General features: G+C 48.1%; 20 protein-coding genes, 1 tRNA gene and 1 riboswitch. Of the genes, 9 read left to right on the forward strand and 12 right to left on the reverse strand.

Annotated elements, in window-relative coordinates; genetic code table 11:
- The first annotated feature begins 7 nt into the window (after positions 1-7).
- A complete protein-coding gene (locus ACMA1I_RS13830) occupies positions 8-268 on the forward strand; it encodes a hypothetical protein (protein ID WP_337068968.1) in 261 nt (86 codons plus the stop codon).
- A 584-nt stretch (positions 269-852) separates the two neighbouring features.
- Here the strand turns inward: ACMA1I_RS13830 and ACMA1I_RS13835 are convergent.
- A complete protein-coding gene (locus ACMA1I_RS13835; protein ID WP_337068969.1) occupies positions 853-1092 on the reverse strand; it encodes a cysteine-rich CWC family protein in 240 nt (79 codons plus the stop codon).
- 171 nt (positions 1093-1263) lie between these two features.
- Positions 1264-1473, reverse strand: a riboswitch (cobalamin riboswitch).
- A 290-nt stretch (positions 1474-1763) separates the two neighbouring features.
- On the opposite strand from ACMA1I_RS13835, the gene ACMA1I_RS13840 reads away from it, so the two are divergent.
- The 5 genes from ACMA1I_RS13840 to ACMA1I_RS13860 all read left to right on the forward strand — a co-directional run bounded on the left by ACMA1I_RS13840 (position 1764) and on the right by ACMA1I_RS13860 (position 5313).
- Complete coding sequence (locus tag ACMA1I_RS13840; protein ID WP_337068970.1) at positions 1764-2147, forward strand: rhodanese-like domain-containing protein; 384 nt, start codon at positions 1764-1766, stop codon at positions 2145-2147.
- 370 nt (positions 2148-2517) lie between these two features.
- Entirely contained in the window at positions 2518-2736 is a 219-nt protein-coding gene (locus ACMA1I_RS13845; protein WP_337068971.1) for a hypothetical protein, read from the forward strand.
- Between the two features lie 22 nt (positions 2737-2758).
- The gene (locus ACMA1I_RS13850) at positions 2759-3559 is read left to right on the forward strand and encodes a hypothetical protein (RefSeq protein WP_337068972.1); all 801 of its coding nucleotides are present in this window, start codon (positions 2759-2761) and stop codon (positions 3557-3559) included.
- Between the two features lie 19 nt (positions 3560-3578).
- Positions 3579-3791, forward strand: a complete 213-nt coding sequence (locus ACMA1I_RS13855; RefSeq protein WP_337068973.1) for a two-component system response regulator — start codon at positions 3579-3581, stop codon at positions 3789-3791.
- Positions 3792-4224: 433 nt separating this feature from the next.
- Positions 4225-5313 carry a PAS domain-containing sensor histidine kinase gene (locus ACMA1I_RS13860; RefSeq protein WP_337068974.1) on the forward strand — a complete coding sequence of 363 codons (1089 nt, stop codon included), beginning with the start codon at positions 4225-4227 and terminating at the stop codon, positions 5311-5313.
- 56 nt (positions 5314-5369) lie between these two features.
- Here ACMA1I_RS13860 and ACMA1I_RS13865 read toward each other — a convergent pair whose 3' ends face one another.
- The 7 genes from ACMA1I_RS13865 to ACMA1I_RS13895 all read right to left on the reverse strand — a co-directional run bounded on the left by ACMA1I_RS13865 (position 5370) and on the right by ACMA1I_RS13895 (position 17435).
- Positions 5370-7598: a glycosyl hydrolase family 28-related protein gene (locus ACMA1I_RS13865; RefSeq protein WP_337068975.1), complete on the reverse strand. Its 2229-nt coding sequence runs from the start codon at positions 7596-7598 to the stop codon at positions 5370-5372.
- Between the two features lie 685 nt (positions 7599-8283).
- Positions 8284-9630 carry an MATE family efflux transporter gene (locus ACMA1I_RS13870; protein ID WP_337068976.1) on the reverse strand — a complete coding sequence of 449 codons (1347 nt, stop codon included), beginning with the start codon at positions 9628-9630 and terminating at the stop codon, positions 8284-8286.
- 64 nt (positions 9631-9694) lie between these two features.
- Positions 9695-10456, reverse strand: a complete 762-nt coding sequence (locus tag ACMA1I_RS13875; protein ID WP_337068977.1) for a LytTR family DNA-binding domain-containing protein — start codon at positions 10454-10456, stop codon at positions 9695-9697.
- 2 nt (positions 10457-10458) lie between these two features.
- On the reverse strand, positions 10459-11529 hold the full coding sequence (locus tag ACMA1I_RS13880) for a sensor histidine kinase (protein ID WP_337068978.1): 1071 nt from the start codon (positions 11527-11529) through the stop codon (positions 10459-10461).
- A gap of 84 nt (positions 11530-11613) precedes the next feature.
- The gene (locus ACMA1I_RS13885; protein ID WP_414703916.1) at positions 11614-13131 is read right to left on the reverse strand and encodes a TolC family protein; all 1518 of its coding nucleotides are present in this window, start codon (positions 13129-13131) and stop codon (positions 11614-11616) included.
- A gap of 10 nt (positions 13132-13141) precedes the next feature.
- Positions 13142-16282 carry an efflux RND transporter permease subunit gene (locus ACMA1I_RS13890; RefSeq protein ID WP_337068983.1) on the reverse strand — a complete coding sequence of 1047 codons (3141 nt, stop codon included), beginning with the start codon at positions 16280-16282 and terminating at the stop codon, positions 13142-13144.
- 7 nt (positions 16283-16289) lie between these two features.
- Entirely contained in the window at positions 16290-17435 is a 1146-nt protein-coding gene (locus ACMA1I_RS13895) for an efflux RND transporter periplasmic adaptor subunit (protein ID WP_337068984.1), read from the reverse strand.
- A gap of 311 nt (positions 17436-17746) precedes the next feature.
- Here ACMA1I_RS13895 and ACMA1I_RS13900 point away from each other — a divergent pair, with 311 nt between their 5' ends.
- Complete coding sequence (locus ACMA1I_RS13900) at positions 17747-19114, forward strand: transposase (RefSeq protein WP_337068985.1); 1368 nt, start codon at positions 17747-17749, stop codon at positions 19112-19114.
- Between the two features lie 679 nt (positions 19115-19793).
- Here ACMA1I_RS13900 and ACMA1I_RS13905 read toward each other — a convergent pair.
- Together ACMA1I_RS13905 and ACMA1I_RS13910 are read right to left on the reverse strand one after the other, a co-directional pair.
- Positions 19794-19866: transfer RNA gene (locus ACMA1I_RS13905), tRNA-Met, on the reverse strand.
- An 83-nt stretch (positions 19867-19949) separates the two neighbouring features.
- The gene (locus ACMA1I_RS13910; protein WP_337068986.1) at positions 19950-21722 is read right to left on the reverse strand and encodes a POTRA domain-containing protein; all 1773 of its coding nucleotides are present in this window, start codon (positions 21720-21722) and stop codon (positions 19950-19952) included.
- Between the two features lie 228 nt (positions 21723-21950).
- Between ACMA1I_RS13910 and hemW the strand changes: the two genes are divergently transcribed.
- Together hemW and ACMA1I_RS13920 are read left to right on the forward strand one after the other, a co-directional pair.
- The gene (gene hemW / locus ACMA1I_RS13915) at positions 21951-23075 is read left to right on the forward strand and encodes a radical SAM family heme chaperone HemW (protein ID WP_337068987.1); all 1125 of its coding nucleotides are present in this window, start codon (positions 21951-21953) and stop codon (positions 23073-23075) included.
- 196 nt (positions 23076-23271) lie between these two features.
- Positions 23272-23670 (forward strand): hypothetical protein, encoded by a 399-nt coding sequence (locus ACMA1I_RS13920; protein ID WP_337068988.1) that lies wholly within the window; start codon positions 23272-23274, stop codon positions 23668-23670.
- A gap of 327 nt (positions 23671-23997) precedes the next feature.
- Here the strand turns inward: ACMA1I_RS13920 and ACMA1I_RS13925 are convergent, their stop codons facing one another.
- Positions 23998-24555 carry a hypothetical protein gene (locus ACMA1I_RS13925; protein ID WP_337068989.1) on the reverse strand — a complete coding sequence of 186 codons (558 nt, stop codon included), beginning with the start codon at positions 24553-24555 and terminating at the stop codon, positions 23998-24000.
- Between the two features lie 704 nt (positions 24556-25259).
- On the reverse strand, positions 25260-25351 hold a 92-nt coding region (locus ACMA1I_RS13930; protein WP_414703917.1), incomplete at its 5' end, for an IS3 family transposase.

Below are 25351 nucleotides of genomic sequence, written 5' to 3' on the forward strand. Positions count from 1 at the left end.
ATAAGCGTTGCTTGACGATGTCTGCACCAAAACTGTCTTTGCCAATTTTCTCTTAAAGCTGGAGAAGGCATCTGGCGTGAAGGCTGTGAGGCTGCTCATAGAGGGGGCAGCAGAGTTTAATTTGACACTTAAGCCAGTTATTTTTGATGCCACTACATCCTTCGGTGGCATGACAGCAAATATCAGAAGAAGACTGCTGCCCATGCTTAAAAACACGATAGCCAACTTTGGATTAACAGATCCTAAAATTCTTAAAAAATTCAGATAGCTCTTTTTCATAGCCTTAAATAATGGTCGTTTCTGGGATGCAGAAAGCACTTCAACTGGTAAGGCCTGTAAGAGGCGCGTGGAGAAGGAGGAGCTAATAAAGATATGGAGGCTAAGAATGTATCCTGAAATGGCGTGGACTCTTACAGAATAGTTTTGGGAGTACAAGCCACTCGGATGCGTAACGAGCTTATTATAGTTAAAATAATTATAAATATAATTTAGTTTGCTATACGGAATTCTTCAGGTTAAGAACTTTTAGTTATGATCATTTTAATAATTTATTTAAAATTTTTAGTAAACAGCCTCATTCTGATGCTAAGCATTCTATATTACTGGCTGATAACGTTTGTAACTTGTACTTGCCTAAAATGGAGTCAGAGTTATGTTCGCTTGGCAATGGGTTGCGGCCTTGCCTGTAACATGGACTTAGCTCCACCATTGAGTACGCGGTGACGAAAATACACACATTGCAAATTCTGCTAATACAAAAGGCCTTTCGGGAGTGTTTTTAGCCTTGTGCACCTTATACTCGCTTGTATATACTTACAGCTTCTAACAGTGTATTTGGGTAAGGCTAAAACTCTACTGCCGCAACTGGTTCATGAGGCGATTCAGCTTCTGTTCAAATTGCTGCACGTTAAATTCTGTTTGTAGTTCTTTCATGCATGTAGCGCAGAGGCAGTCGGAGTAGCGGGTGTTTAAGTACTGGCGCTCTGCCTCGGTAAGGCGAACGGTACTGCACTGGCAAAGCAAAATAGAGCCAACCTTACATTCGAATGGCTGCTGGCACCTGGGGCAGGTTTTGTCTTCGTGGTGTGGCATAGGGTATGTAAGTTAAAATAAGTTTTTGCCCCCGGAAGGCTATTTTCATTAGCAGAATTTGAGAAAGGGAAGGCCTGCACCTGTAAAGCGGGTGCAGGCGTTCCTGCTGTTAGGCAATAGCAGCAATTTGTGCCTTTACGGCTGGCTTATGAATGAGCGCCAATTATTTGCGAAGCGCCACTGCTTCCTGGTTTTGCTGCAGCAGCGCCTCTTCGCCCTGCAGAGTTGCCGTCCTTCTCACCCCGCGTCGTAATTGGGAATAATGGACTTTAGTTGGCAACAACTCGTTTTGTTACTTACAGTTGCGGCACAGCCCGTAATTTTCACATGGTTCCTTATTAAGTGTGGTGTTACCCATATACCTGATATCCGGAAGAATAAAGTAAAGAACTTCGAGGTCGAAGATAATGAAAAGTATCAGGTTCTTGCTGCAGGTTCTACAGCCAGGCCACCTGCAGCGTGTTTTTTATGATGGGGCAGGCTTGGAAACAGGACAGTTTGGCCTGAAATACGTAAGTATAAATATTATTGGCCATCAGGCTAAATCAGTTACAATCGGTACAGACTTACAAAATAAGCCTGTTTTGTGCTTTGCACATGCCCTCGCTCCCCAAGATTTTCAACTCTTTTACAAATTGCACAGAGCAAAATTCATTTTTAAAACAAATACAATGGAAAAGACCTTAAAAGAAATGGTGGCAGAAGCCAACCAACAGATAAAAACCTATGAAGTGACAGATGCAATGGCGCTACTCAACCATAAAAATGTTCGGTTTATAGATGTGCGCGATGAGCCGGAACTGGTTAGAGAAGGAAAAGTGCCAGGCGCTACTCATGCTTCGCGCGGTATGCTGGAATTTTACATTGATCCGCATAGCCCTTACCATAAAGACATTTTTGCATCGGATGCGGAACTGGTGTTCTACTGCAAAAGTGGTGGCCGGTCTGCGCTGGCAGCCCAGAAAGCACAGGAGATGGGCGTAAAGCATGTTGCGCATATAGCAGGCGGTTTTAATGCCTGGAAAGAACAAGGAGGCGCTGTAGCAAAGGTTTAAAACTGCTGGGCAAACCTTATGCTGTTGCAGGAGGGGCTAACAACTGCACTAAAGATGTAGAAGGCTGGCCTTTTTAGTGCCTGCCTATAAGCCATCATTTATCGGTTTGGTGCAACTGTGGCAGGAGGTAAAAGCTTAACTATAGCTTCAGTTCAACTAATACTGAAATACAGTAAAAAGCAGGTATATGTAAAGTTTAATAATTTATTATTGCTGACTTGAGCAGAAATGGTTTTAACTTTGAGCTTTAATAGTACCTTGTTAAAAGATTACCTTTTACCTTTTTATGCCTACGACTACCCAATCCAGCAGATTCAGTATGGTCAGTTATGAAGATGTCACCTCATAGGTACGCTCTGTTTATGACAAAATGATGCAGAGTCTGCAAATTTCTTTTGTGTTAAACAGGTTTAAATGCCAGAGCAGCAACGCTACTTTGCTGCGTAATAACTGGGTTAAAGTGCAGTCTATCTTGCTGGTGGGCCAGGTGTTGAACACCATGAAGCAACTGATCATCTGCAATGTATCGAAAGAGAGGGGGCTGCAAGCTGGACGAAGAGTTACTGGAGCCTGCTTTTTAGAGGCGTAGACTTGGGCAATAGCAGACAGCAATGGATAGTCGTCAGGTTTATAGGGTCAGGTATGAGGCATTTTCTAAGTTTTCTAATACACTTATCAGGTCGCGAACTGTCGATGCTGTTGCAGAGGCGCTCCAGGTAAACCTGAAGTACTTATTTAACTTTCATGTATATAGGCTTAGCTTTAACTGGAACGATTATATTGTTCATATAACAGTTAGTGCTGGCGGTGTAGAAGTGCAGCAACAGCAAAGTTACTTGCCGCACGAGCTTCAGTTGCTCCAACAACGAGAACCGATGCACACAACCCAACCGGCTACCCTGGATTTGCCGCAAGCCTATAACTTAGCTGAAGAAGAGCAGGCGGAGCTATGGGCCTGGTGCTTTGAGCGGGAGGAGTGCCAGATTGTTATCTCGTTATTATCGGGTAAGAGTAGGGTGTTTACCAGGCGGGACATTACTTTTGTAAAATTACTGGCCGAAAACCTAGAGTCTAAACTGCTGGAAATATGCCTTTTTCAGATGCTGGATAAGCAGCATGCGCTTATTACGTCTATTAACCAGCACCAGCAGGAAATTATTGAACACAGAACAAAGGAGATAGCCGCTAAAAATGAGAAGCTGATAGAAGTATCGATTATGAATGCACACCACCTGCGCGAACCTCTTAGCCGCATTCTTGGCCTTATAACCTTAGCCGATTATTGTCATACCCCGGAAGAACTCAAGGAGACCATATTGCCTAAATTAAAACGTTCGTCCACTGACCTGGATGAAGCCCTGAAAGCGGTGATATATAAAGCCACCGCAGAATTAACCGAACTAAAGGCCTAAAAGAAACACGATGTTGCAAATGAAGAAGATAATGCTTGTTGATGATGTGGAAATTGCCAATTTTATAACAGCCTCACTTGTTAATCTCCTCTACCCCACTTACCCGGTTTACGAATTTACAAAGCCGGTTGTAGCCTTTTCGGAGCTAAACAATATAAAGCCAGATGTTATTTTTCTGGACCTAAACATGCCCGAGATGAACGGCTGGGAATTTCTGGAAAAGCTTCAATAGGAAGGGTTGCAACACAAGGTGTATATTCTGTCATCTTCCACCAGCGAGCTAGACAGGAAGCGGGCAGACAAATTTTCCAACGTGCAGGAGTACCTGATCAAGCCCATCGAGAGGGAGAAGCTATCGCAAATTTTACAACGGCTTTAGAACCTACTCACCAGTGCCCAATGTGGCGCTAAGGTGATGAAATAGCAAAAAACCTCTGGAAGGCCATTTTTATTAGAATAATTTAGGTGTTAGCCAGGCGAGTTATTATTGTAGGTCTGCGTGGGGTGGTTTCGGATAATTTGCCACTTATAGAATTGTTATTTGCTGAGTACCTGGTGCTTATCGCGATCTTTTATTAACGATGCCGTTACTAGTAGTTAAAATTATTTCTCGTTATATTTACTAAATGGAGCCTGCCTGCGGGGAAAAAACAGCCCCGCACACTATGGAAAATAACCCCACACCCTCATCAGCTATTTTTCAAGCCCTAGTAGAGCAAACCGGACAGAGCTTTTTTGTGTATGCTGTCAATTCTAACCGATTTACCTACTTAAGCCCAGCTTTTGAACAAGCCTTTAGCATAAACAAAAGCAATTTCGACAATCCAAGCGAGCTGTTGGCGTTAATCTACCCTGAAGACCAGGAGTATGTTGCTCAAAAGTACAAATGGCTGCTTGAGGACAGCGTGCTGGAGGCATTTGAGTTCCGCATTAAGCTAGCAAACCAGCAGGAGCAGTGGATTTGCATAAAACCCTCTGTTTTTAAAGAAGCCAATGGGCAGTTGATGGTTATTGGCCATGCCGAAAACATTACCGCACAAAAGCACTATAACGATGTGCTGAAAAAGTACTCGAACAAGAAGAACGCTGTATTAAATATTTTGTCTCATGACCTGGCGGGGCCTCTGAGCAATATTCAAAGTCTGGCATTTATGTTGGCGGAGGAGGTGCAGCAAGACAGCAGAGCCCGCCATTTAGTTGGCATCATAAGGCAGAGCAGCCAGCAGGGGGTACAATTGATCCAGAACTTTATTGATCAGGAATTTCTGGAAAGCCTGGAAGCAGATGTTATTACAAGGCGGGTAAATATAGTTTCTAAAATCAAAGAGGCCACAGCAGAATACCAGAGAGCCCAAAAAGAGTTAATACCGCGCGTTTTTGGTTTTTCTGCTTCCAGCGATGAAATTTATGTTGAGCTGGATGACAATAAATTTATTCAGGTAATAAACAACCTTATATCTAACTCCATTAAATTTACGGCAGATGGTGACTATATTGCAGTAAGTATAGAAGAACAGCCAGAAAGTGTTTTAGTTAAGGTGGAAGATAACGGCGTAGGAATTCCGAAGAAGTACCATGCCACGCTGTTCGATAAATTTACAAATGCCCGCAGGCCGGGCCTGAAAGGAGAGCCTACAACAGGCCTTGGCATGTCTATTATCAAAACAATTGTGGAGTGGCATAAAGGGCAAATCTGGTTTGAGAGCGAAGAGGGCAAAGGAACCTGCTTTTATATTGAGCTGCCGAAACAGTAGCCTGATAATAGCGCGCCAGAAGTCCGAATAGGCAAACGTTTACTATATAGGTTCAGTTAATTTTTTTTCCCTTTCTTTTTTATATCTAGCATATACCCGTGTGCTCTGCCTGTTGCCTGAGCATCAGCAGCGGCAGTTTTGTATAAAATCAAAGAATTATCTCCGATACCACCACCGTTTGTTATAGTACGATTAGGGAAGGAAGAGTGAAGAAACATGACCGAACCACCAAGCGTGTATCTGGAGGCTTTTGTTTGTGTTAGCGCTGCCTTCACATGTATTCTTTCCAGGAGAAGGTGGGCTTTTGCCGAGCTGTGGCCTGTTGTTACAAAAGGAACCGGAGAGGCATCCATTTCATTGTTTATAATGGCAAAGCTGTTCCCAACGATGGTATAAAATTTAAGTGCTGCTGTGTGGATATTAGTTAACCTGTTGCCATAAAAGTTGAAGCTTCCTTTTTTGTTGGAAACAGCGCAGTCAACATCATCGAAAAGCGAGTGCACTAAGGGATTGGTGAGTACATTGAAATTTTCTGATGCGTAAGCAGCTCCCTCTCCTTTCACCGTTTTGTTGTTTCTGAAGACACAGTCTACGATCATAAAGCCATCGCCCATTTTATGAGCACCAACGGCCATCCCGGTTCCCCCATTCTCGAACCGGCAGCGATAGAACATATTTGCCTGCAGTGCGGCACCCGTTTTTTTTCGGTTTCTATCTGCTGACTGAGCATTAACCCAATCAAAATCAGTTGTCTTTGTTTCTGCACCAGGCTTATTTTCGAACCCCATATCTACAAAGGTAGAATACCCAGCACCATCAGATAATAGGACACCCTTGCCTGTGGTACTAACCAAAACTGATTTGTCTGCGCCATCGCCCCAAAAACCACCACCAGCCAAATGATCGAGAAACAAGGGCTCACTCAGCTCATACTTTCCGGCTGGGAAATAAATGGGCTCTGAAGTTCTGCCGCCTATTAGTGCTGCTTCCAGAGCTTTCTGTATGGCTTCGCGATCGTCTTTTCCATCGTTTGGTATGGCACCAAAATCTTTCACGTTTAGCATCAGCTCAGACAAATTGGCTATACGAGGCAAAGTGGCTGCCTCATAAAGAGGGAAAACAGGTAGCTGTACAGCGGCAGAGTCTGCTGTTACCAAAAAAGACACTTTAGGAGGCACAACCTTGCCTGCTTTCTGCATCGCCGACTTAGTTATAGGCTCATTAAACGGTTTCTTGTAATCTGTTTTGTTTGGCAGCATCCACAGATCTCCCATAGACTGAACCGTTGTGGTTCGGCTAATGATAAATGGGCCCGGGGCTTCATCGTAGCTTAAGCCATATTTGTTTCCGAAGCTCATAATATTTGCCCGCCCTCTACTCCCAGTCGTTATACCAACAGAATTATTATCTCCTTTACCTGGATAGTTGACATTCTCCAGCAATATGAGTGTTCCGTTAGCATTATAATCTGCATACTGTAGCATGCTCCCTAACGTGTTGGCACGCAATACTACATTAACAGCAGCTGAGGTTGATGGTACATGGAGTAGCTTCTCTTGTGTGTTTGCCCCGTTGTTGCCTTCCGAGCGGAGACCTTCAATTAAATGATAACCAACCGGCGACGGCGACTGGAGAATAATGTCCGCATCACCTTTATTTACCTGCATACCAAAGGCCCGGGCATCGAGGTGCCCCTGCACTTGCAGAATGTGAACCCTGTTATATTGAATGTTGCCACCAAAAACATGGGCAATGGCTTTAGGATGTTCGATGCTGATACCAATATCGCTTGATTTTGGATTGCATCCTTGAATGATAGTTTTTCCTGGGGCTTTCAGGCGTATGGCAGTACCATCTTTGCCTGTGACTAATGCATTAAGCAGAGTTAAATTCCCCTCTTTATTGCCAACCACATCAATAACGGCATTGCCTTTTCCTACACTGTTGTTGATGATGCTGAAGTTGCCAATCGTAACTTGGCGGCTGCCACTAATGACAATATTACCTTTTAAGGTTGTCGTTAACCGTCCTGCGCCCCATATCAGGCCACGTTGCCAATCTTTGATATGCAGTGTGCCAATGTTATAGGTGCCAGGCTTAAAATATACATTATGATGCCGGTCCAGCAATTTCTGAATTTCAGCAGGTGAGGCATTCAAGGGAACGGGTGTTAATCGTACTGGTTTTCCCTGCTCTTTCCGTGGCCCTGTCGGGAGGGACTGAGCAGATGCTGTAACTGTTGAAAAGGCGAGTAAAATAACAAAAAGGAGGCAGATGAATCTCATTGGCTGTGTAAAAATGTAATCCTGCTTTACGCTTTACAAAACTACTGCCAGAATGTGTTAACTGCTTAAATTTTGTAAAGAAGAGTCATACAAGTTGAGAAGAGGAAGTATAGGTAACGGGCGCTTGTACGGGTATAAGATGATGCTGCCCTGATGGTAGACCCTGCAGCTGAGGGACATTAGTCACCTATTGGGTCACCTAGAGTAAAGGTCTCAAATATCGAATAATCTATTCGATGATTTGGTTGCTATCGCTGATTTTTACCGAATGAATAAGTGATTTAGGAATTGGCAAAAGAAGAGATTTGGCTTAATTGACTATAGCTCCTCTTTTGCTAATCTATCCTTGGCTTATACAACAGCAAAAACTACGAAACTAGTTAACGTATCAATACTATTGATAGCCATAGGAGCTGCATTAAAAAAGTTTATTAGAGGCGTAGTTAGAGGTCTAATTAAGATTTATTTAACACAGAAGAATGCATCGGAGGCAGGTAAAATTCCTATTACTCTACCACATTGTGAGACAGGTTTTGTCAATTTATATCAGCAAGACCCTAGGCCGGTTTATGAATATATAATTTACTGATACTCTTATTTAGCAATGATTTGATTGAATGACCATTTTAATTGATTGAGGGCTATCTACCACCAGCGCGGGAAACTGTTAAAAAACTAGAGAGCATCAATACAATATTTTCCTGTTTGCTCCCACAACCAGGAACACCGCAACGAAAAGAGTCAGAAACTCTGCAACAGGAATAGTAGCCCAAATACCATCCATACCAAAGAAGCTGGGTAGCAAGGCCACACCGCCAACCACAAACACCAATCCCCGTAACCCGGCAATAATGATAGAGCTTTTCGCTTGTCCCAGAGCAGTAAAGAAACTTGTCGTTAAAATATTGAAGCCATTCATTAAAAAGACGAAAGAGTAGATGGACAAGCCCTGCAAGGCAATATCAAATACCTCGCTATTCGAACTGTCAAAGAATATACCTACAGCCAAATCACCGAAAAACTGGAGAAAGGTAAAAACGACTAAGCCGACTACGATGTTAACGGTCAGAGCGAAACGGTATAGGCGTCTCACCCGCTTGAACTGCTTTGCCCCGTAGTTGTAACTTAGCACAGGGATGAGCCCATCCGATATACCCAGAAAAAGCAGCACACCTGTAAAATTAACATAGTTGATGGCTGATAAAGCCGCAACTCCCGCTGCCCCCACCATGTCCATAATAGCAAGGTTCATGATCAGGATCGTCATCGCGGAGGCCAATTCTGAAACACCCTCTGATGAGCCATTGTAAAAAGCCTGTCTCAGCATTGAGAACTGAAACGTGCCTTTCAGCATGGACATGCTGCTCTTGGATCTGAAGGTAATAGTTGCTGAGACAAGAAGCGCAATGGTAAAGGCAAGCCCTGTCGCCACACTCGCCCCCGTTATCCCCCATTCCAGCACAACAATGAAAAACAAGCTTAACAGTAAATTCAGTACTACGGCAGATGACATGATCAGTGAGGAGACCTTCGGATGCCCGGTTGCCTTCAGCATCGCATCGCAATAGAAGGCAAGTGTGATAGGGACTACAAATGGCAACAGGCCTTTCATATAACCCAACGCATACGGCAGCAGGACCTCATCGGCGCCGAGCAACCTGGTAAAATCCTCCGCAAACAGATAGCTGCAAACTGTAACTAGTATGCCGATCACCAGTAACGCCCAGAAACCAGTTGTCATTACATTCTGCGCTTCTTCATTGTTCTTTTTGCCTAATAGGTTACCAATCAATGCCTGGGTCCCGACTCCGACGATAAGAGAAATCACCATGATGGCACTGTAGAACGGCATGATGATACTTACGCCGCCGACTGCTTCTGCACCTAAGTGGTTGCTCACGATCACGCCGTCCACCAGGCTCTGAAAGCCATAGAACACCATGGTGATAACACTCGGAATGGCGTATGTCAGAAAGAGCCTTCCTATAGGGGCATGTGTAAGAAGTCTTTTATCGTCCAGGTTGCTTTTCATGCCAATGCCATATTAATATACTTACTGCGCTATACACCAGAAGGCGCACGTAATTGATTTCCTATTACCTGTCGAGCCAGCTTTTCAACGCTGGCGCCTTCTCCCGGCTAACTACCACCTCCTTGTCCTTTCTTAGGGAAAGAATCAGCTTTCCGTTAAAGCCGTTATGGATGCTCCCGATGCTCTCGACACTCACTATGAACTGCCGGTTTGCCCGGAAGAAGGCATCCGGGTCCAGCTCTTCCTCCAACTCCTCCATCGTCTGCGGCACGGCTATCCGCTGCCCTCCCTTCAGTACCAGGTGGCAAACCTTTGCTTCTGAGAAGACATAGTCCACCTCCTCCACCGGAACGGTCTTATAGCCATCTACCAGGGGGATCAGGAACCTTTTGCGGTAAACAGTACTTTTGCCCCGGAACTGTGAGAGGAAGCTTCGCATCTGTTCCTGGAAAAAGCTTTCGGGATGCCTGTCGCTGACCTTCCCCAGCGCCATGGAAAGCTCCTGCTTCTCCACTGGTTTGAGCAGGTAATCCAGTCCGTTCACCTTGAAGGCACGCAAGGCGTATTCATCAAAGGCTGTCGTAAAGATGACAGGGCAGGTAACCCTCACCTTCTCAAAAACCTCGAAGCTCAGTCCATCGGCCAGCCGGACGTCCATCAACGCCACATCAGGCGAGGGGTTTGTCTTGAGCCACTGCACCGCCTCCTGCACGGTTTCCAGCACGGCCAGCACCTCTGCGGCAGGGTTAACCTCGCTCAGAATGCGCTTTAGCCTGGAGGCGCTAAGCTGCTCGTCTTCTATGATCAGCACGTTCATTTCTTTCATATCTAAAAATCCAACAACGGGAGCCTTACCGTAAAATGACCCTCTGATTCCTCTATCACCGGCATCACTCCCCCGAGCAACAGATAACGGTCTTTTATGTTCTGCAGGCCAAGCTTGGTGGAGAAGATGGTGGAAGGTATCCGCTGCAGGTTGTTGCGCACGCATACCTGCGAAGGGTCGGACTGGTAGACCCTGATCAGGAGCGGACTGGCCTTGCTGGCTATGTTATGCTTGATCGCATTCTCCACCAGGAGTTGCAGCGTGATGGGGGGGATGCTCCTTCCCATCAGCACCTTATCCAGGTCAATCTCCACCTGCACATTGTCCCCGTGGCGGATGCGGATCAGGTAAAGGTAAGCTTCCAAGAACCTGATTTCATCCTCCAGCCGCACCAGGTCCTTTTTCAGGTTCTGAATCATGTAACGGTACACCCTCGAGAGATTATCCAAAAATTTAGATGCGGTGTTAGCATCCTCATTAATAAGCTCGGAGAGCGTGTTGAAGTTGTTGAACATAAAGTGAGGGTCCAGCTGCAGCCTGAGCGAGAGCAACTCCGACTCCATGGCCACTTCTTTCAACTCAAGGGCCTTTACCCGCAGCTCCGCGGCCTCTGACATAGACACTTGCCACCTCTCCAACATGAAAGCGCCTGTGTGGACCATACTGACCAATATAGACACGATAACGCTGGCAATATAGAACTGCCACACACTTAAACTCTGCTCCTGCGTTAAGGTGGGGGAACCGAAAGCAAACCGTAGGATAAGGTCCAGTCCCCAAAGCAAGCCTACCGTTAAAATGAGCAGCACCATCTGCAGCAGGAACCGCGATAGCGGGGAGCTTGTCCAGGGAAGCTTCTTATTCAAAAAAGAAGCGATGAACGAGCCCGCCCTCAGGATTCCCCAGGAGACGAAAAGGCAGTAGAGGTACGTCCAGGCAAATTCCCCATAGGAAACATACTTGTAACTTGACCAGGGGTTTTCAAAAGGATTGATCAGATAGGCAAGCACCTCAATGGATAAAAAGACAAACGTGACAATGAGAATATGCCAATAAGGTCTACGTTTATACATGCTCCTGAATTTCATGCTGGCAAAGGTACAGAATAATGTTAGGGACTTTGGTCAAGCAAAAGGTTACAAGAACCATTTTGCTGCTCAGTTCCAGCCGCCGCCAAGTGCACGATAGAGTTCTATCGTAGCGGCTGCCTTGTCCCGTGCAAGCTGTGCATTCTCCAGGCGGGCCTGCAGATAGGTGCTTTGGGCCACGATCACCTCTAAGTAACTGGCCATCCCGTTTTGAAAGAGAATGTTTGACGTTTCAATGCCCTCCTGCAAGGCGGCCTGCCTGCTGGCCGAAGCAATTGCCTGCTCCTCCACCTTTTGAATCCGGGCCAGGGCATCTGAAACTTCCATGTACCCCTGAAGCACCAACTGCCGAAAGCTCAACTCTGCTTTTTCCCTCTCAATCCGCGCTTGCTCATACTGGGTACGGAGGCGTCTGCGCTGAAAGACGGGCTGGACCAGGCCCGCGGCTACGCTACTAAACACGCCGCCGGGCACAGCAAACAGGTTGGCTGCCTGATAAGCGTTCAGGCCGCCTGAGGCATTGATGGAGAGGGAAGGATACATGCTCGCCTGGCTGATGCCCACCCGCGCATTGGCTGCCCGCAGCTCAAGTTCTGCGGCGAGAACATCAGGTCTGTTTGCAAGGCTGGAAACAGGGTAGCCTGAGGCAGGCACAGGAGCGAAGCTTTCCTGCCCGGGTTCACGCGGCACTGTTTCAGGGTAGTGCCCGCAGAGTAGCGCCAGGGCATTCTCCTGCTGGAATATGCTCAGCTCAATCTGTGGGATGAGCTGCCTGGCAACATCCCGCTGGGCTTTCGCCTGTGTGATAGCCAGCATGGTGGCTTCCCCGAACTCATACTGAGTCTGGGCTATCAGCAGGGTACTGTCACTCAGATTTAGGCTCTGCCTGGCTATCTCCAACTGCTCATCAAGCATCAGCAGGGTATAGTACCCTGTCGCCACCTGGGCCACCAATCCTATCTGCACCGCCTTCCGGATTTCCTCGGTCTGCAGCAGCCTGGCCAGCGCCTCCTCTTTCTCTCTTTTGACCTTGCCCCATATATCGACCTCCCAGGAGAGCCCTAAGGAAGCGGTGTAGTCGTCCNCCTTCCGGATTTCCTCGGTCTGCAGCAGCCTGGCCAGCGCCTCCTCTTTCTCTCTTTTGACCTTGCCCCATATATCGACCTCCCAGGAGAGCCCTAAGGAAGCGGTGTAGTCGTCCACGCTGCGGGTGCCGATGAACTGCTCATTTCCAATGCCGGCCAAGCTGTTTCGTGATGCCACTACCCGGTTGGCGGCAAGCTGCATGTTCAGGTCAGGAAGGAAATTCAGCCGAACGCTCTTGAAGCTCGCCCGAGCTGACTCTATATTCTTGATGGCAATCAGCAGGTCGTTGTTATAATGAAGGGCTGTGTCGACCAGGCGCTGTAGGCTCACGCTTCTGAAAAAGGCATTGATCTCAGGAACGGTAGCGCTGGCCATGTCACTGCCCGGAGAGCCGCGAAAATGCGCCGGCAGGTGAAGCGTCGGGCGCCCGTACTCTTTGCCCAACCGGCAGGAAACAAGCCCGGTCAATGAAAGAACAATTATTATATGCTTCAATTTCATTTCAATAAACTTAATTTACAGCCGCTACGGGCTTCTTTCTTACACTTATTTTTTCCTGCAGATTCTGGAAGATCACAAACAGCACCGGTATCACGAACAGTCCTAGTAGTACCCCTGAGATCATGCCCCCTGCCGCACTTGTGCTAATGGAGCGATTACCCACTGCCGAGGGCCCCGTAACTGCCATCAGCGGAACCAGGCCAGCCACAAAGGCTAGTGAAGTCATGAGGATAGGTCTTAAACGCTTACGGGAGCCCTCCAAAGCTGCGGCAACCAGGGGCATGCCCGACTGCCGCGCCTTCAGGGCAAATTCCACAATCAGAATGGCGTTTTTCGCCAGTAGCCCCACCAGCATGATCAGGCCTACCTGCACGTAGATGTTGTTTGTAATACCCACTGCCCCTATGGCCAAGTACACCCCCATGATGCCAGTAGGAATGGAGAGGATGACCGATAACGGCAGGATATAGCTCTCATACTGCGCGGCCAGAAGGAAATAGGTGAACAGGATACAGAGGCCGAAGATGAACACCATCTGGCCGCCGGACTTTTTCTCCTCACTGCTCAAGCCGCTCCACTCGTAGGCATAGTCAGGCGGCAATTCCTGGGCCATCAACTGCTCTGCCACCTCCATGGCCTGGCTCGTGCTATAACCTGCGGCTGGCATCATATTCACTGTAATGCTGTTGTAAAGGTTATAGCGGTTCATCACCTCCGGGCCATACACTTTGTGCAGGCTCACCAGGTTTGTCACCGGTATCATGTCCCCTGTTGCATTCTTGACATATACCTGGTTGAGTGACTGCTCATCCATGCGGTAATGCCCCTCTGCTTTGATATTCACCCGGTAGAACTTGCCGAAGCGCACGAAATCACTCGCCTGGGCTCCACCTAGGAAGAGCTGGAGCGTTGTGAGTACATCCCTGGGAGTCGTTCCCAGCTGATAGGCCTTTTCCTCATCCACTACCACCTCAAACTGCGGGAAGTCATTTCTGAACGTGGTAAACGCGGCCTCTACGGAAGGCTGTTTATTCAGTTCTTCTATCAGGCCGCCAGCCACCTCACTGAACTTGCCTAAGTCTCCTCCTGCTCTATCCTGCAGCACAAGCTCTGCCCCGCTTACACTCCCGAACCCTTCGACAGGTGGGCTGCGGAACAGGTTCAACTCCCCTGGCTGCACTCCAGCCAGCCGCTGGTTCATCTCTGCTATAATAAGGTCCATGTCTTTTATGTCGCCTCTGTCGGCCCTTGGTTTCAAACGAATAAAACCTAACCCATAGGAGGGACCGGAACTATTGCTGAGCATGTTAAATCCGGACACGCTGGTCACTGTTTCCACCTCTGGCATTTTTCTTAAAGCCTCATCTATTTCCTGAATGGCATTAGTCGTAAACTTCAGGTTGTTGCCAGCCGGCAGGGACAGCGAGTAAATGACAAAGCTGTCATCCTCTTCGGGTACAAACTCTTTGGGCGCACTTGCCATCATCCAGAAAGCCACTGCGCTTACCGCCAGCAAGCCGCCCATGGACCACCATCTCCGGGCAATCAGAAACGAGACACTCCGGATGTATTTGTCCGTAAGCTGCTCAAAGCCCACGTTGAAGGCAGTAAAGAAGCGTTGCTTCAGGTTTCCCGAGCCTGAAGCCTTATGGTGCCCAGGCTTAAGGAAAAGCGCGCAAAGGGCTGGGCTCAGTGTCAGGGCGTTCAGTGCCGAGATCAGAATGGCTATGGCCAAGGTGAAGGCAAACTGCTTGTAGAAAATACCGGCCGGGCCGTCCATGAAGCCAATGGGAAGGAACACGGCAGACATCACCAGGGTGATGGAGACAATGGCCCCCGTAATTTCGCTCATAGCGGAAACAGTGGCCTCCCTGGCATTCTTGCTGCCCTCATCCAATTTGGCGTGCACGGCCTCCACCACCACAATGGCGTCATCCACCACAATCCCGATGGCCAGCACTAGGGCAAACAGGGTGAGTACGTTGATGGAGAACCCAATCAGCTGCAGGAAAAAGAAAGTGCCTATGATGGCTACGGGCACGGCAATAGCCGGAATTAGGGTGGAGCGGAAATCCTGCAGGAAGAGGAACACCACGATGAACACCAGGATGAAAGCTTCCAGCAACGTCGTCTTGACCTGGTCCACGGACTGGTCCAGGCGCTCCTTAACATTCTGGACAATGCTATATTCCACACCCTTCGGGAAAGACTCCGCCAGCCGGTCAAGGTTCTCGCGCACAGCGATTACGATCTCATTTGCGTTAGACCCGCTGGTTTGCAGAATGCCCATCGTCACGGCAGGGTAACCGTCCTGCTTGTTGTTACTGTCATAGAAAGAGGCCCCTAACTCAACTCTGGCTACATCCCGCAGGCGCAGCATAGAGCCGTCTGGGTTCGCTTTCAGGATAATCTGCTCATACTCTTCCGGGAGGTTCAGCTTGCCTTTATACTTAATGACGTATTGCATGGGCGCGCTCGACTCCTCCCCCAGCTTGCCGGGAGATGCCTCCAGGCTATTGTTCTGCAGCGCACTCTCCACATCCTGTGGAACCAGGCCGTTCACCGTAAGCTTCTGCGGGTCAAGCCAGATGCGCATTGCATAGTCTTTCGAACCGTAAAGCTGCACGTTCCCAATACCCGGTATGCGCTTGAGCTGAGGCACCAGGTTGATCTTGGCATAGTTCTGAAGAAACAACTCATCGTATTTGGTCGAATCCCGGCTCATGAGGTTAAAGACCATTATGCTGCTGTTCTGTTGCTTGGTGGTCGTGATACCTGCCTGCAGCACCTCGGCCGGGATCTGGCTGTTGACCTGGGCCACGCGGTTCTGCACGTTCACGGCAGCCTGGTCCGGGTCTACCCCCTGCCGGAAAATGATCATGATGGAGAAGGAGCCGTCGTTGGAGGCCGAGGAGGTCATGTACTGCATGTTCTCCACCCCGTTGATCGCTTCCTCAAGGGGCGTTACAACCGAACGGGTTACACTCTCACTGTTACCACCTGGATAAAACCCGGAAACGTAGACGGTGGGTGGCGCTATATCCGGGAACTGCGTGATCGGCAGCCTAGTCAGGCTGACAAGGCCGAGCAGCACTATCACCACAGAGATGACAGTGGCGAGAACGGGTTTATTGATGATATTCTTTAGCATGTTTGTCTTATTGAGCCCTGGTTAAAGGTTTAATTTGCTCGCCTTCCTGAACAGTGGCCACTTGTTGCGTCACAATCCGGTCTCCTGGAGCCAGCCCGCCTGTTACAACATAGTCATCCCCTTTGGTGCCGGCAATGGAAAGTGCCACGCGCTCGGTGCTGTTGTCTTTCTTCAAACGCAGGGCGAAAATCTTGTCCTGGATGTCCAGCGTGGCCGTAACGGGCACCAGCAGCACCTCCTGCCTGATCTCGGGAAGGACAATTTTTCCGGTATTGCCTGACCGTAGCAGCTGTCCTGGGTTGGGGAACATGGCCCGTAGGCTGATGGCGCCGGTCGCGGTATCAAACTGCCCGTCAACCATCTGGATTTTCCCTGGGGCCTCATAGCGCTTCCCGTTGGCCAACACCAAGGAAACCTCCGGTAGACTTGACAGTAATTTGTCCATGGATGAGCCTGCATGGCTTTCGGCAAATTTTAGGAAGTCTCTTTCCGTAATGGAGAAATAGGCATACACCTGGCTGATATCGGATAAAGTAGTCAGAGGCTGCGCGTCGGATCTGGTCACCAAATTCCCCATGCGTTTGGGGATGCGGCCAATCACACCGCTCACCGGTGCTTTTACCAGCGTGAACCCCAGATTTATCTTCGCTGTTTTAACAGCAGCTTCCATCTGGGAAACATGGGCCCTGGCTGATTCATATGCCGCCCTTGCCGCTTTAAGCTGAAATTCTGAAGTGACTTTTCGCTCACTGAGCCCAGTGAACTTCTCCACCTCCAGGCTGGCACTGCTCAAGGTTGCCTTGGCAGCTTCCAGGCCGGCCTGTGCTGTATGGAGTTGCTCTACATAAGGTGCATCCTCGATCTTGAAGAGCGGCTGACCGGCCTTTACAGAAGCGCCTTCCTCCACAAAGATTTGCTGCAGGTAGCCCTCCGCCTGTGGGCGTATGTCTACATTGACTTTGCCCTCAATACGGGCCGGGTATTCTGTATCCATGGTGACAGCTACCTGCTCCAGTTGTAAGGTGGGCAACTCCCTGTTGCTTTGCTGTTGTGTCTCGGGAGCACCTTCGGCTCCGCAGCCACCCATTATGGACATACCTGCCAGGAGCATGATCGAGTATAATTTTGAAATACTGGCTTTGGAAAAACGCATATAAATCTGTGTTAAGGAACGGGCACAAAGGTGCCCACAAAGTCTCCTCAAGACAGATTTTTCTGCCCCAAGGGTCAAAATCGGGAACTGAAACGTAGTAAATTGAAGCTGAAGCCTTTGTCTGCTCTGCCCTTTTAGGGAGTGTCTGGAGATAACAAAAGGTTTTCTAGTGGAGATGAAATTATAAGTAAACATCAACTTACCTCTTCCTTGTGTGGGCACTGGAATGGCCCACAAAGGCACCTTTAGGCCACAACTAGAGAAAAGTTAAAGGGGGGTAGGTAAACACCGTCAATGATACTAGTAAACTGTTGAAGAAAGCCTTTGCCATGAAAGCAGAGCAGCATCTGTCGAACGTCGAGATATTGGAGTGGCTAAGTAAGATGGGGCTGAGACTTACAAAGCAGCGCATTTCTGAAATCTTTAAAAATTCTTTTTACTGCGATGTCATTACCCATTCAATGTTGGGAGAAGAGGTGGTACAGGGGAAACATGAGAAGCCGACCGCATCTGCAGTAGGCCACCCGGAGAACAACGGCGTTGAGAATCAAGATAGGAAGAAAGACGATCCTTCTCCCGCACACCATATCACGGCACCTGAACACCAACTCAAGCGGTTGAAGAGGCGCCAGCAGCGGCTCAACGAGCGCCCTAAAGGGGCCATCAGAGCATCCCATGAAATGGCGCAGCTGCTGAGCAACAAAACCCACTACTCCCCACATGACCCCGATGCCCGCATTTCTGTCAAGCCTGGCAAAGCCAGGAAGCTCAACTACCACTGCAGCCTGGCCGTGGACACAGCCAAAGGTGTCATCTCCCATATCCGGGCGGACTTCGCCAACGGTCGGGACGGTCAGCACCTACCGTCCCTTACCATGCAGGTGCAAAGCAGGTTGAAAGCAAACGCGCTGCTGATGCAGGACCTGCTGGCCGATGCCGGCTATTCCAACGGCTCCAATTACTGCATGCTCGAGCAGCAGGGCATCACAGGGTGGATCCCCGTGTTCGGGATGTACAAGCCGGAGATAGTGGGATTCTCCTATGACAAGGAGAGGGACCGCTACTTCTGCCCCATGGGCAAGCCGCTTCCCTTCAAAGGCTTCGACCACACACCAGATGGCAGGCTGATGAAGCACTACCGGGCTTCCCCGGCGGACTGCCGGCAGTGCCCCAACAAGCCCAACTGTGCTCCCAGGATCAGGTACCGCAAAATCACCCGCACGGCCTATGACGAGCAGTATCAGCGGGCATACGGCCGGCAGGCCAGCAGGCGCGGCAAGCAGATGAAAAAGCTTCGCCAAAGCACCGTGGAGCCGGTCTTCGGCAGCCTGGTGCAGCACTACGGCCTTCGCAAAATCAATGTGCTAGGAAAATCAGGTGCGCATAAGGTCATGCTCCTGGCAGCCATTGCCTTTAACCTCAGGAAGAACATGAAGTTCAGGCCTACAAAAGCCCTGAGTCTGGCCATGGTGCTGGAAAAGCAGCAGCAACAGGCTTTTATAGCAATTTTTTTAGTGTTATTCTACCATCATTTCTCTAGCTGGAAAATCAAGGCGAAGATAGCAAGACCAACAGCACGTAAATCGATAGCTGAGTTGTGCAACAGCCACGAGGGTTTTATGTATCACCAAAACAAATTACGGTTTGCTGTTAAAATCGACAATAGAGCGGATGTTTAGGTTAATACAAAGTGCAGACAAGAATATGATTATAGTTGTCGGCCCGTTGGGAGAAATGTAATTTAGAGTTCATTAGTAACCATTTCCTTATAAATGTGGAGTCTAAACAAATACTTCAAAATACATCCTGACAAATTTTATTTGAATGCAGCTATTGTCTCATACTCAATCTGGCTATTTACAACCAGACCATTAAGGACTTTATTAAAGGAATCAGCATTAGCGTCTAGCATATTACTAGGCATTGCTCCAAATTTTTTTGCAGGAATTACTTTAGTGTTTTGGCTGACTTATGGTACAAGTAGTAAACCGCTTATCTCGTTCGCATATACAGTGATAATACTTGCCGCTGGAGAATTTGTACAATTGTTTATGACAAACCATAGAGCTGATTGGATGGACATAGTCGCTAGTGCATTAGGAGCCCTTTTGCCAACTGTAATTGTTTCTTGGCGTTCTAAAAGACAAAATGGCTAGTCACTTCTCATTTGTAACCTGATGGCTTCAAAGACTAATTATGCTACATGCACAAATACCTTCCTTCATAGTCCATTAAACGTTAAGATTATGCTAACTTGGCAGGACACCCTACAGTTGCAGGAATTTTCTGAATTGGTCACCTAAGAAACAGAAAAGCCTTGCAAACTATTCGTTTACAAGGCTTTCTCTTTAATCTAGGTAGCGGGGACAAGACTCGAACTTGCGACCTTTGGGTTATGAGCCCAACGAGCTACCAACTGCTCCACCCCGCACTGTTATTGTGTTACAAAAGTAGGACGATAATTATTACTATGCAAGTGCTAAAGCAAAAAAAAGCTAAAAAAGTTAGATATTGCTAAAACTTGTTGGTAATGCCAAAATGTATCTTTGAATGTTTAAACGTTAATGGCTGCTGATCTGATCGTCCTAAAGAGTATACCAGCTGAAAAATGCCTGCACCGGTACTAAAGCTAATACCACCTCCTACTCCTAAAGGCAAATCCTGTTCAAAGGACTTTTCAAGGTCGCTGCGGTAGTAGCCTTGGTCATAGAACAGCAGCACGTAAGAATCTTCGGCCGTGAACAGGCGGTACTCCAGTGTACCCACAGCATAAGAAGAAGCATAAAAGAAAAAGTCGTCGAAACCTCTGATCGAGCCAAGGCCGCCGAGGCGGTACATGTCGTTCAGGAAGAGCTGGTCGTTTAACAGGGCTCTGCCGCGCAGGCGAGTCAGGAGTACACTTGTTTTGCCAATTCGGAGAAAGTTCTCTAGTTGCAGCCCCACGCTAAGCTGCGTGGTGCGCTGCTGCAGGGTGTCGTAAAAACTTTGCTCAAACAGCGGGTTACGCAGCAGTCGTTTATTGCCCGCCGAAAACTGGAGTTCAACCAGCCGCCCACGCTTCGGAAAGTAAAAGTCGTCGAGGTTATTCCAGAGGTAGTTAATGCCGTAGGTGTTGGTGCGGGCATCGGCTAGGTCGAGGTTCTGCAGGCTCTGGCGGTTGGCAGTGGAGAGTACGTTGGCAGATCGCCACTCGCTGAACACACTAAACTTGCCATACTTGATGGTATAGTACGAGAGCTGGAGCTGAGGCTGTACCGTTATAAAAGACGAATCCTGCTTTAGTAGGCCAAAGCGGCCGCCTAACTCAAAGGGTGTTCCAAAGAGGTTCGGGTGCAGGTATTCCCCGTTCAGTACCACAGAGCCACGGTTTACACGCCGCCATTGCAGGCCCAGTTGCTTGCCGCTCCCCTTAATGTTGCGGATGTTCAGGTTAGCCTCCCCGGTTATAAGAAGCTTGTTGTCGCGGCGCGTAGGGTCCGGCAAAAAACCTACCACGCCATCGAGCTGGTTTGCCTGCCTGTCGTCCAGGAAATAATATACGGTAGCCTTGTCTTTGTAAAAGCGTACCTGCGGCGGCCGTGTCACCTTAATGTAGGGCAGTGCCGTGAGCATGCGCTGTGAGGCATTTACCTGGTCCTGGTTGTAGGGCTGACCAGGGTACAGCTGCAGGTAGCGTGTAAGGAACTTTGGCTGCGTCTTACTTTTGCCTTCTATGTGCAGGGAGTCGTAGGTAACCAGAAAAGCTTTCTCAACCATCAGCACCCCTTCTATTTTATTACCCGATATAACTACGGAGTCGAGCCAGACCGAGGCGAAGGGGTAGCCGTTGCGCTCTGCATAATCCAGGATGCGTTGCTGTAGCTTCACGTACTCGGCCGGCTTAAAGGGTGTGTTGCGGTAAAATTTCTCCCTAAAACCTGACTCTACCAGGATGCCTTCGCTCAGGTTACCATTGCGCAGGGCTGCCCACTCAAAGCGATCTCCTATGTGCAGTTTCACGTGGAGCGTATCCTGCCTAAGAAAAACACTATCGGCTGAGGCTAGTAAATAAGCATCTTGCTGCATGCGGTGCACCAGAGCCCGGACTTCGCTTCGAGCTTCTGCAGAATCGGCAAGCTGTGTTTTAAAATTATATTGCCGTAGTACGGCCCTCTCCGGTTGTGGCGTGCTGATATGTAAGGTCAGAGTCCGCTGCTTGGCTTGCACCTGTATCTGCTGAGGTGCCTGTGCCTGCGCCAAGAGCAGGTACAGCGAAAAGCACAGGAACAACAAGAGGAATTTGTACATTTGCAGTGAATAATTTCGAACTACAGGTTGTTATAGCAAAGCGGTGACATCTTTTTAAGCGAAGAGCTATGGCACTCGAATACAGGCACCAGCAAATATACCGGAACCTTAGCCTATTTCCATAGGTTACTTTACCCGGAGCATAACTGGAAATAAAAGCAATATTGATAGATTATAGTTCCGATACATAACATAAGCTATAACGACAGCAGCATTAAAACTAATACTTTGGCAGGCATTTACATACATATACCCTTTTGCAGGCAAGCCTGCTATTACTGCGACTTCCATTTTAGTACCTCTATGGGCCTGATGGAGCAGATGGTGCAGGCCATACAACAGGAGTTACAGCTGCGGCAGAACTACCTGCAGGGGCAGCCGGTGCAGACCATCTACTTTGGCGGTGGCACTCCCTCACTTCTCAGCCAGCAAGAGCTCACAACTATTCTGCAAACGGTAGGGGAGCTATTTGAAGTGGCTGCAGATGCTGAGATAACCCTAGAAGCCAACCCCGACGACCTGACACCCGCCAAGCTGCAGGAGCTACGGCAGGCAGGCATTAACCGTTTGAGTATTGGGTTGCAGTCGTTCCATGAGCCGCACTTGCGCCTGATGAACCGTGCCCACACCGCTACCGAGAGCATGCAATCTGTAAAAGATGCGCAGGCAGCAGGATTCGATAATATAACAGTAGACCTGATTTATGGCATTCCGGCTCCGGACCATAGCATCTGGCTGCAGGATTTGGAGCTGCTGTTTTCGCTGCAAGTGCAGCATGTTTCCTGCTATGCCCTTACTATTGAGCCCGATACTGTGTTTGGCCGCTGGAGCAAAAAAGGCACTTTTATAGCCCCCGAAGATGAGTTCACGGCCCAGCAGTTCGAGATATTGCTCTCTCACATGAAGCAGCATAGATTTGTGCAGTACGAGATTTCCAATTTCTGCCAGCTCGGCTTCGAGTCCAGGCACAACAGCAACTACTGGCGCGGCGTGCACTACCTGGGTATTGGGCCAAGTGCTCACTCATTTAACGGACCTACGCGGCAGCACAACGTGGCGCACAACAAGAAGTATATTGATGCGCTGCAGCAGGGGCAGCTGTTATTCGAACTCGAAACCCTCTCCCCCGCCGACCAAGCCAACGATTACCTGCTCACCAGCCTTCGCACCAACTGGGGGTGCGACCTTAACAAGCTGAAACAGGAGCTTGGTTTTGACCTGTCGGCTATGCACGCAGCATACTTGCAGGAGCTGCAGCAGAAAGAGCTGACGCAAATCAACAACCACATGCTTTACCTCACCGACAAAGGCAAACTCCTGGCCGACCAGATTACACTCGACCTGTTTCTGTAAGCAATCAACATGTCTGGAACGGGAGTGCATTAAAATAAATATCACAGCTGCTTCTGAAGATGGCTGATTCTGTAATAGATTTGTGTTGCCTTCTGTAACCTAACGCTGCTAAACCAATGCTTCGACTAGAGCCGGTCTATCAATCTGATTGTTTCAAGATAGAAGCTGATCTTAAGCATGGTATTGTGCGTACGGAATGGCTGCAAATACCCATAGGAGAAAGGAACTAATGGATGGTGGCGTTAAGCTAAACAAGTTCATCAGTAAATCTAACATTACAAAAGTGCTGTCTAATGCGCAGCAGCTTGGCTCCATAAGATCGACCACTCATTATGATGAGCTGTCGCAAGTAGGTATCGTGAAATTTGACAGGGTGTTGCCAGCGAACTTGTTCAGCAAGGTGGCGCTGGAATCTGTTATCACGCGAGCCGAAGCTTTAGGGTGCATCAATTTTCAGGTGGAGAACTTAGGTGAGGAGAAGTCTGCTGTAGAGTGGCTCTTAACGGGGGGCAGTCTAACTGAGCGTAAGGGCTCGTCTTTACAGCAGCAGGGGCATCAGCAGCCTGTTTATGCTCCGGAGGAGCTTTTTCATTAGAATAATTGGTTGATGTGCTAATTGCTCAATTTGAACAGGACTTTTGTAAAGTCGTTCTTGCCGCTGCTAAGAACCTTTAACCAAATGATGCTTTTGCTGCAACGGTTTCTGGATTCATTTCGCCGCTGGTGCAGGCTTGTAGCTTGTGCTATTTTCTCTTTTCTCTTTAGGTTTCAGACAGCACTATACAATCTGGTCTTGTCCATTTTGAATTATCGGGTGAGATGAAAGTACGAGCTACAAGCTCGCACTAGCGAACAATACTCACAAAGTAGGCCTGAAATTTTCCCTACAAGATTAGCTCCTAAAACTCCATTTCTCTAAAAATCAATCTTCATTTTCAACGGGGCAGGATGAGGTAGAAAAGCTTTTGATACATGCTTTTATGGTAACAGGAAATGGTTCTAATAATGTGTAATCTAAATGCATCTGGCAGGGATAATATTCCGTGCAGTTATCAAAGCCATTGCTGCCATCAATAGTAAACCAAAAGCTATTACTCTTGTCCGGACCTAAATCAGCGCTTTCAGGGAAGTTGCCTACTAAAATAATGTTTCTGAATTCTTTCCTTTCGAAAGTGGAGGTAGTTCCCGTCTCGGCATTGAGCAATTGAACATAGACTCCTGAAGTACACATACTGCCAGTAATAACCTTTCCTTGCAGGCATCTACCGGCCAACTGGGCTAACACCTCCTCAGTAGGACTAACATCTTTTTCCTTACAGCCAAAGGCCACAACCATAAAAGCGACTAAAAGCGGATATAAAGCATACCTCACAAATTTGCGCCGCCTACTATGGTGCGTCTCGGTAGTACAACTTCTCCTATGGGCAACCTGCCTGATTAGGTTTCGGCCAAAAAGGCTTAAGGATAAACTGATTCCCATTATTATCTCTTTTAGAAGTGCTTTAATATATCTACGACCCCCTATACAACAGAAAGGTTGCAATGGAATAACTTTTACTGGAAATGGAGTTTTTATGGGTGCTGGCAGTAACAGCTATTCTCTTAAACTGCCAGCGGGAAGTCAGAGAATCCCACCTTCATTTTAGTTCGAAGTCCTCCTGCGGAAGCCCCCAAACAGCAGAGTGGTCGGAAACTAGGCATAGCAAGAAAATCAGCACTTAACAATCACTAATTAGATAGAAAAGTCCTTAGCCTTGTGTCCTGCGTCCTGCGTCTTTAATGAGCACCAGCAGCAGAGAAAGGATCCAAAGGGCAATTTTATTTAAATAATTCAAGTTGCGATTATAAACGATGAAGCCATGCTGGTTTGTTAAGAAGAAAAGTGACCAAACTTTACTTATTACTTACCATGAATGACTTCACGATAGCAATTTACTATTTTGTTGATGATTACCTACTTATAGCCGGTGAAAAGCAGCGGCAAAGCGGAAACTTAACGATGCAGAGGTAATAACCACAGCGCTTGTGGCAGCCCGTTACTTAGGTGGCAACATGGCAGCAGCCAAGAGCTATATGCAGCAACACCACCGCTGCCAGCAGCTGCACAAGAGCAATTTCAACCGCCTGCTCCATCGGCTCAGTTACAGGATAGCTGGAATTGCAATGTTTTACTGGAGACTTTTTTCAGGCAGCCACTGTTTGATTGTATAGGAGGTTTTCATACTGGCAAGGAGTCATGTAGCCCAGAGCTGAATGCCTCCTTTTCCGGTTATAGA

The organism is Pontibacter sp. 13R65, assembly GCF_047525655.1.
Classification (GTDB): Bacteria; Bacteroidota; Bacteroidia; order Cytophagales; family Hymenobacteraceae; genus Pontibacter.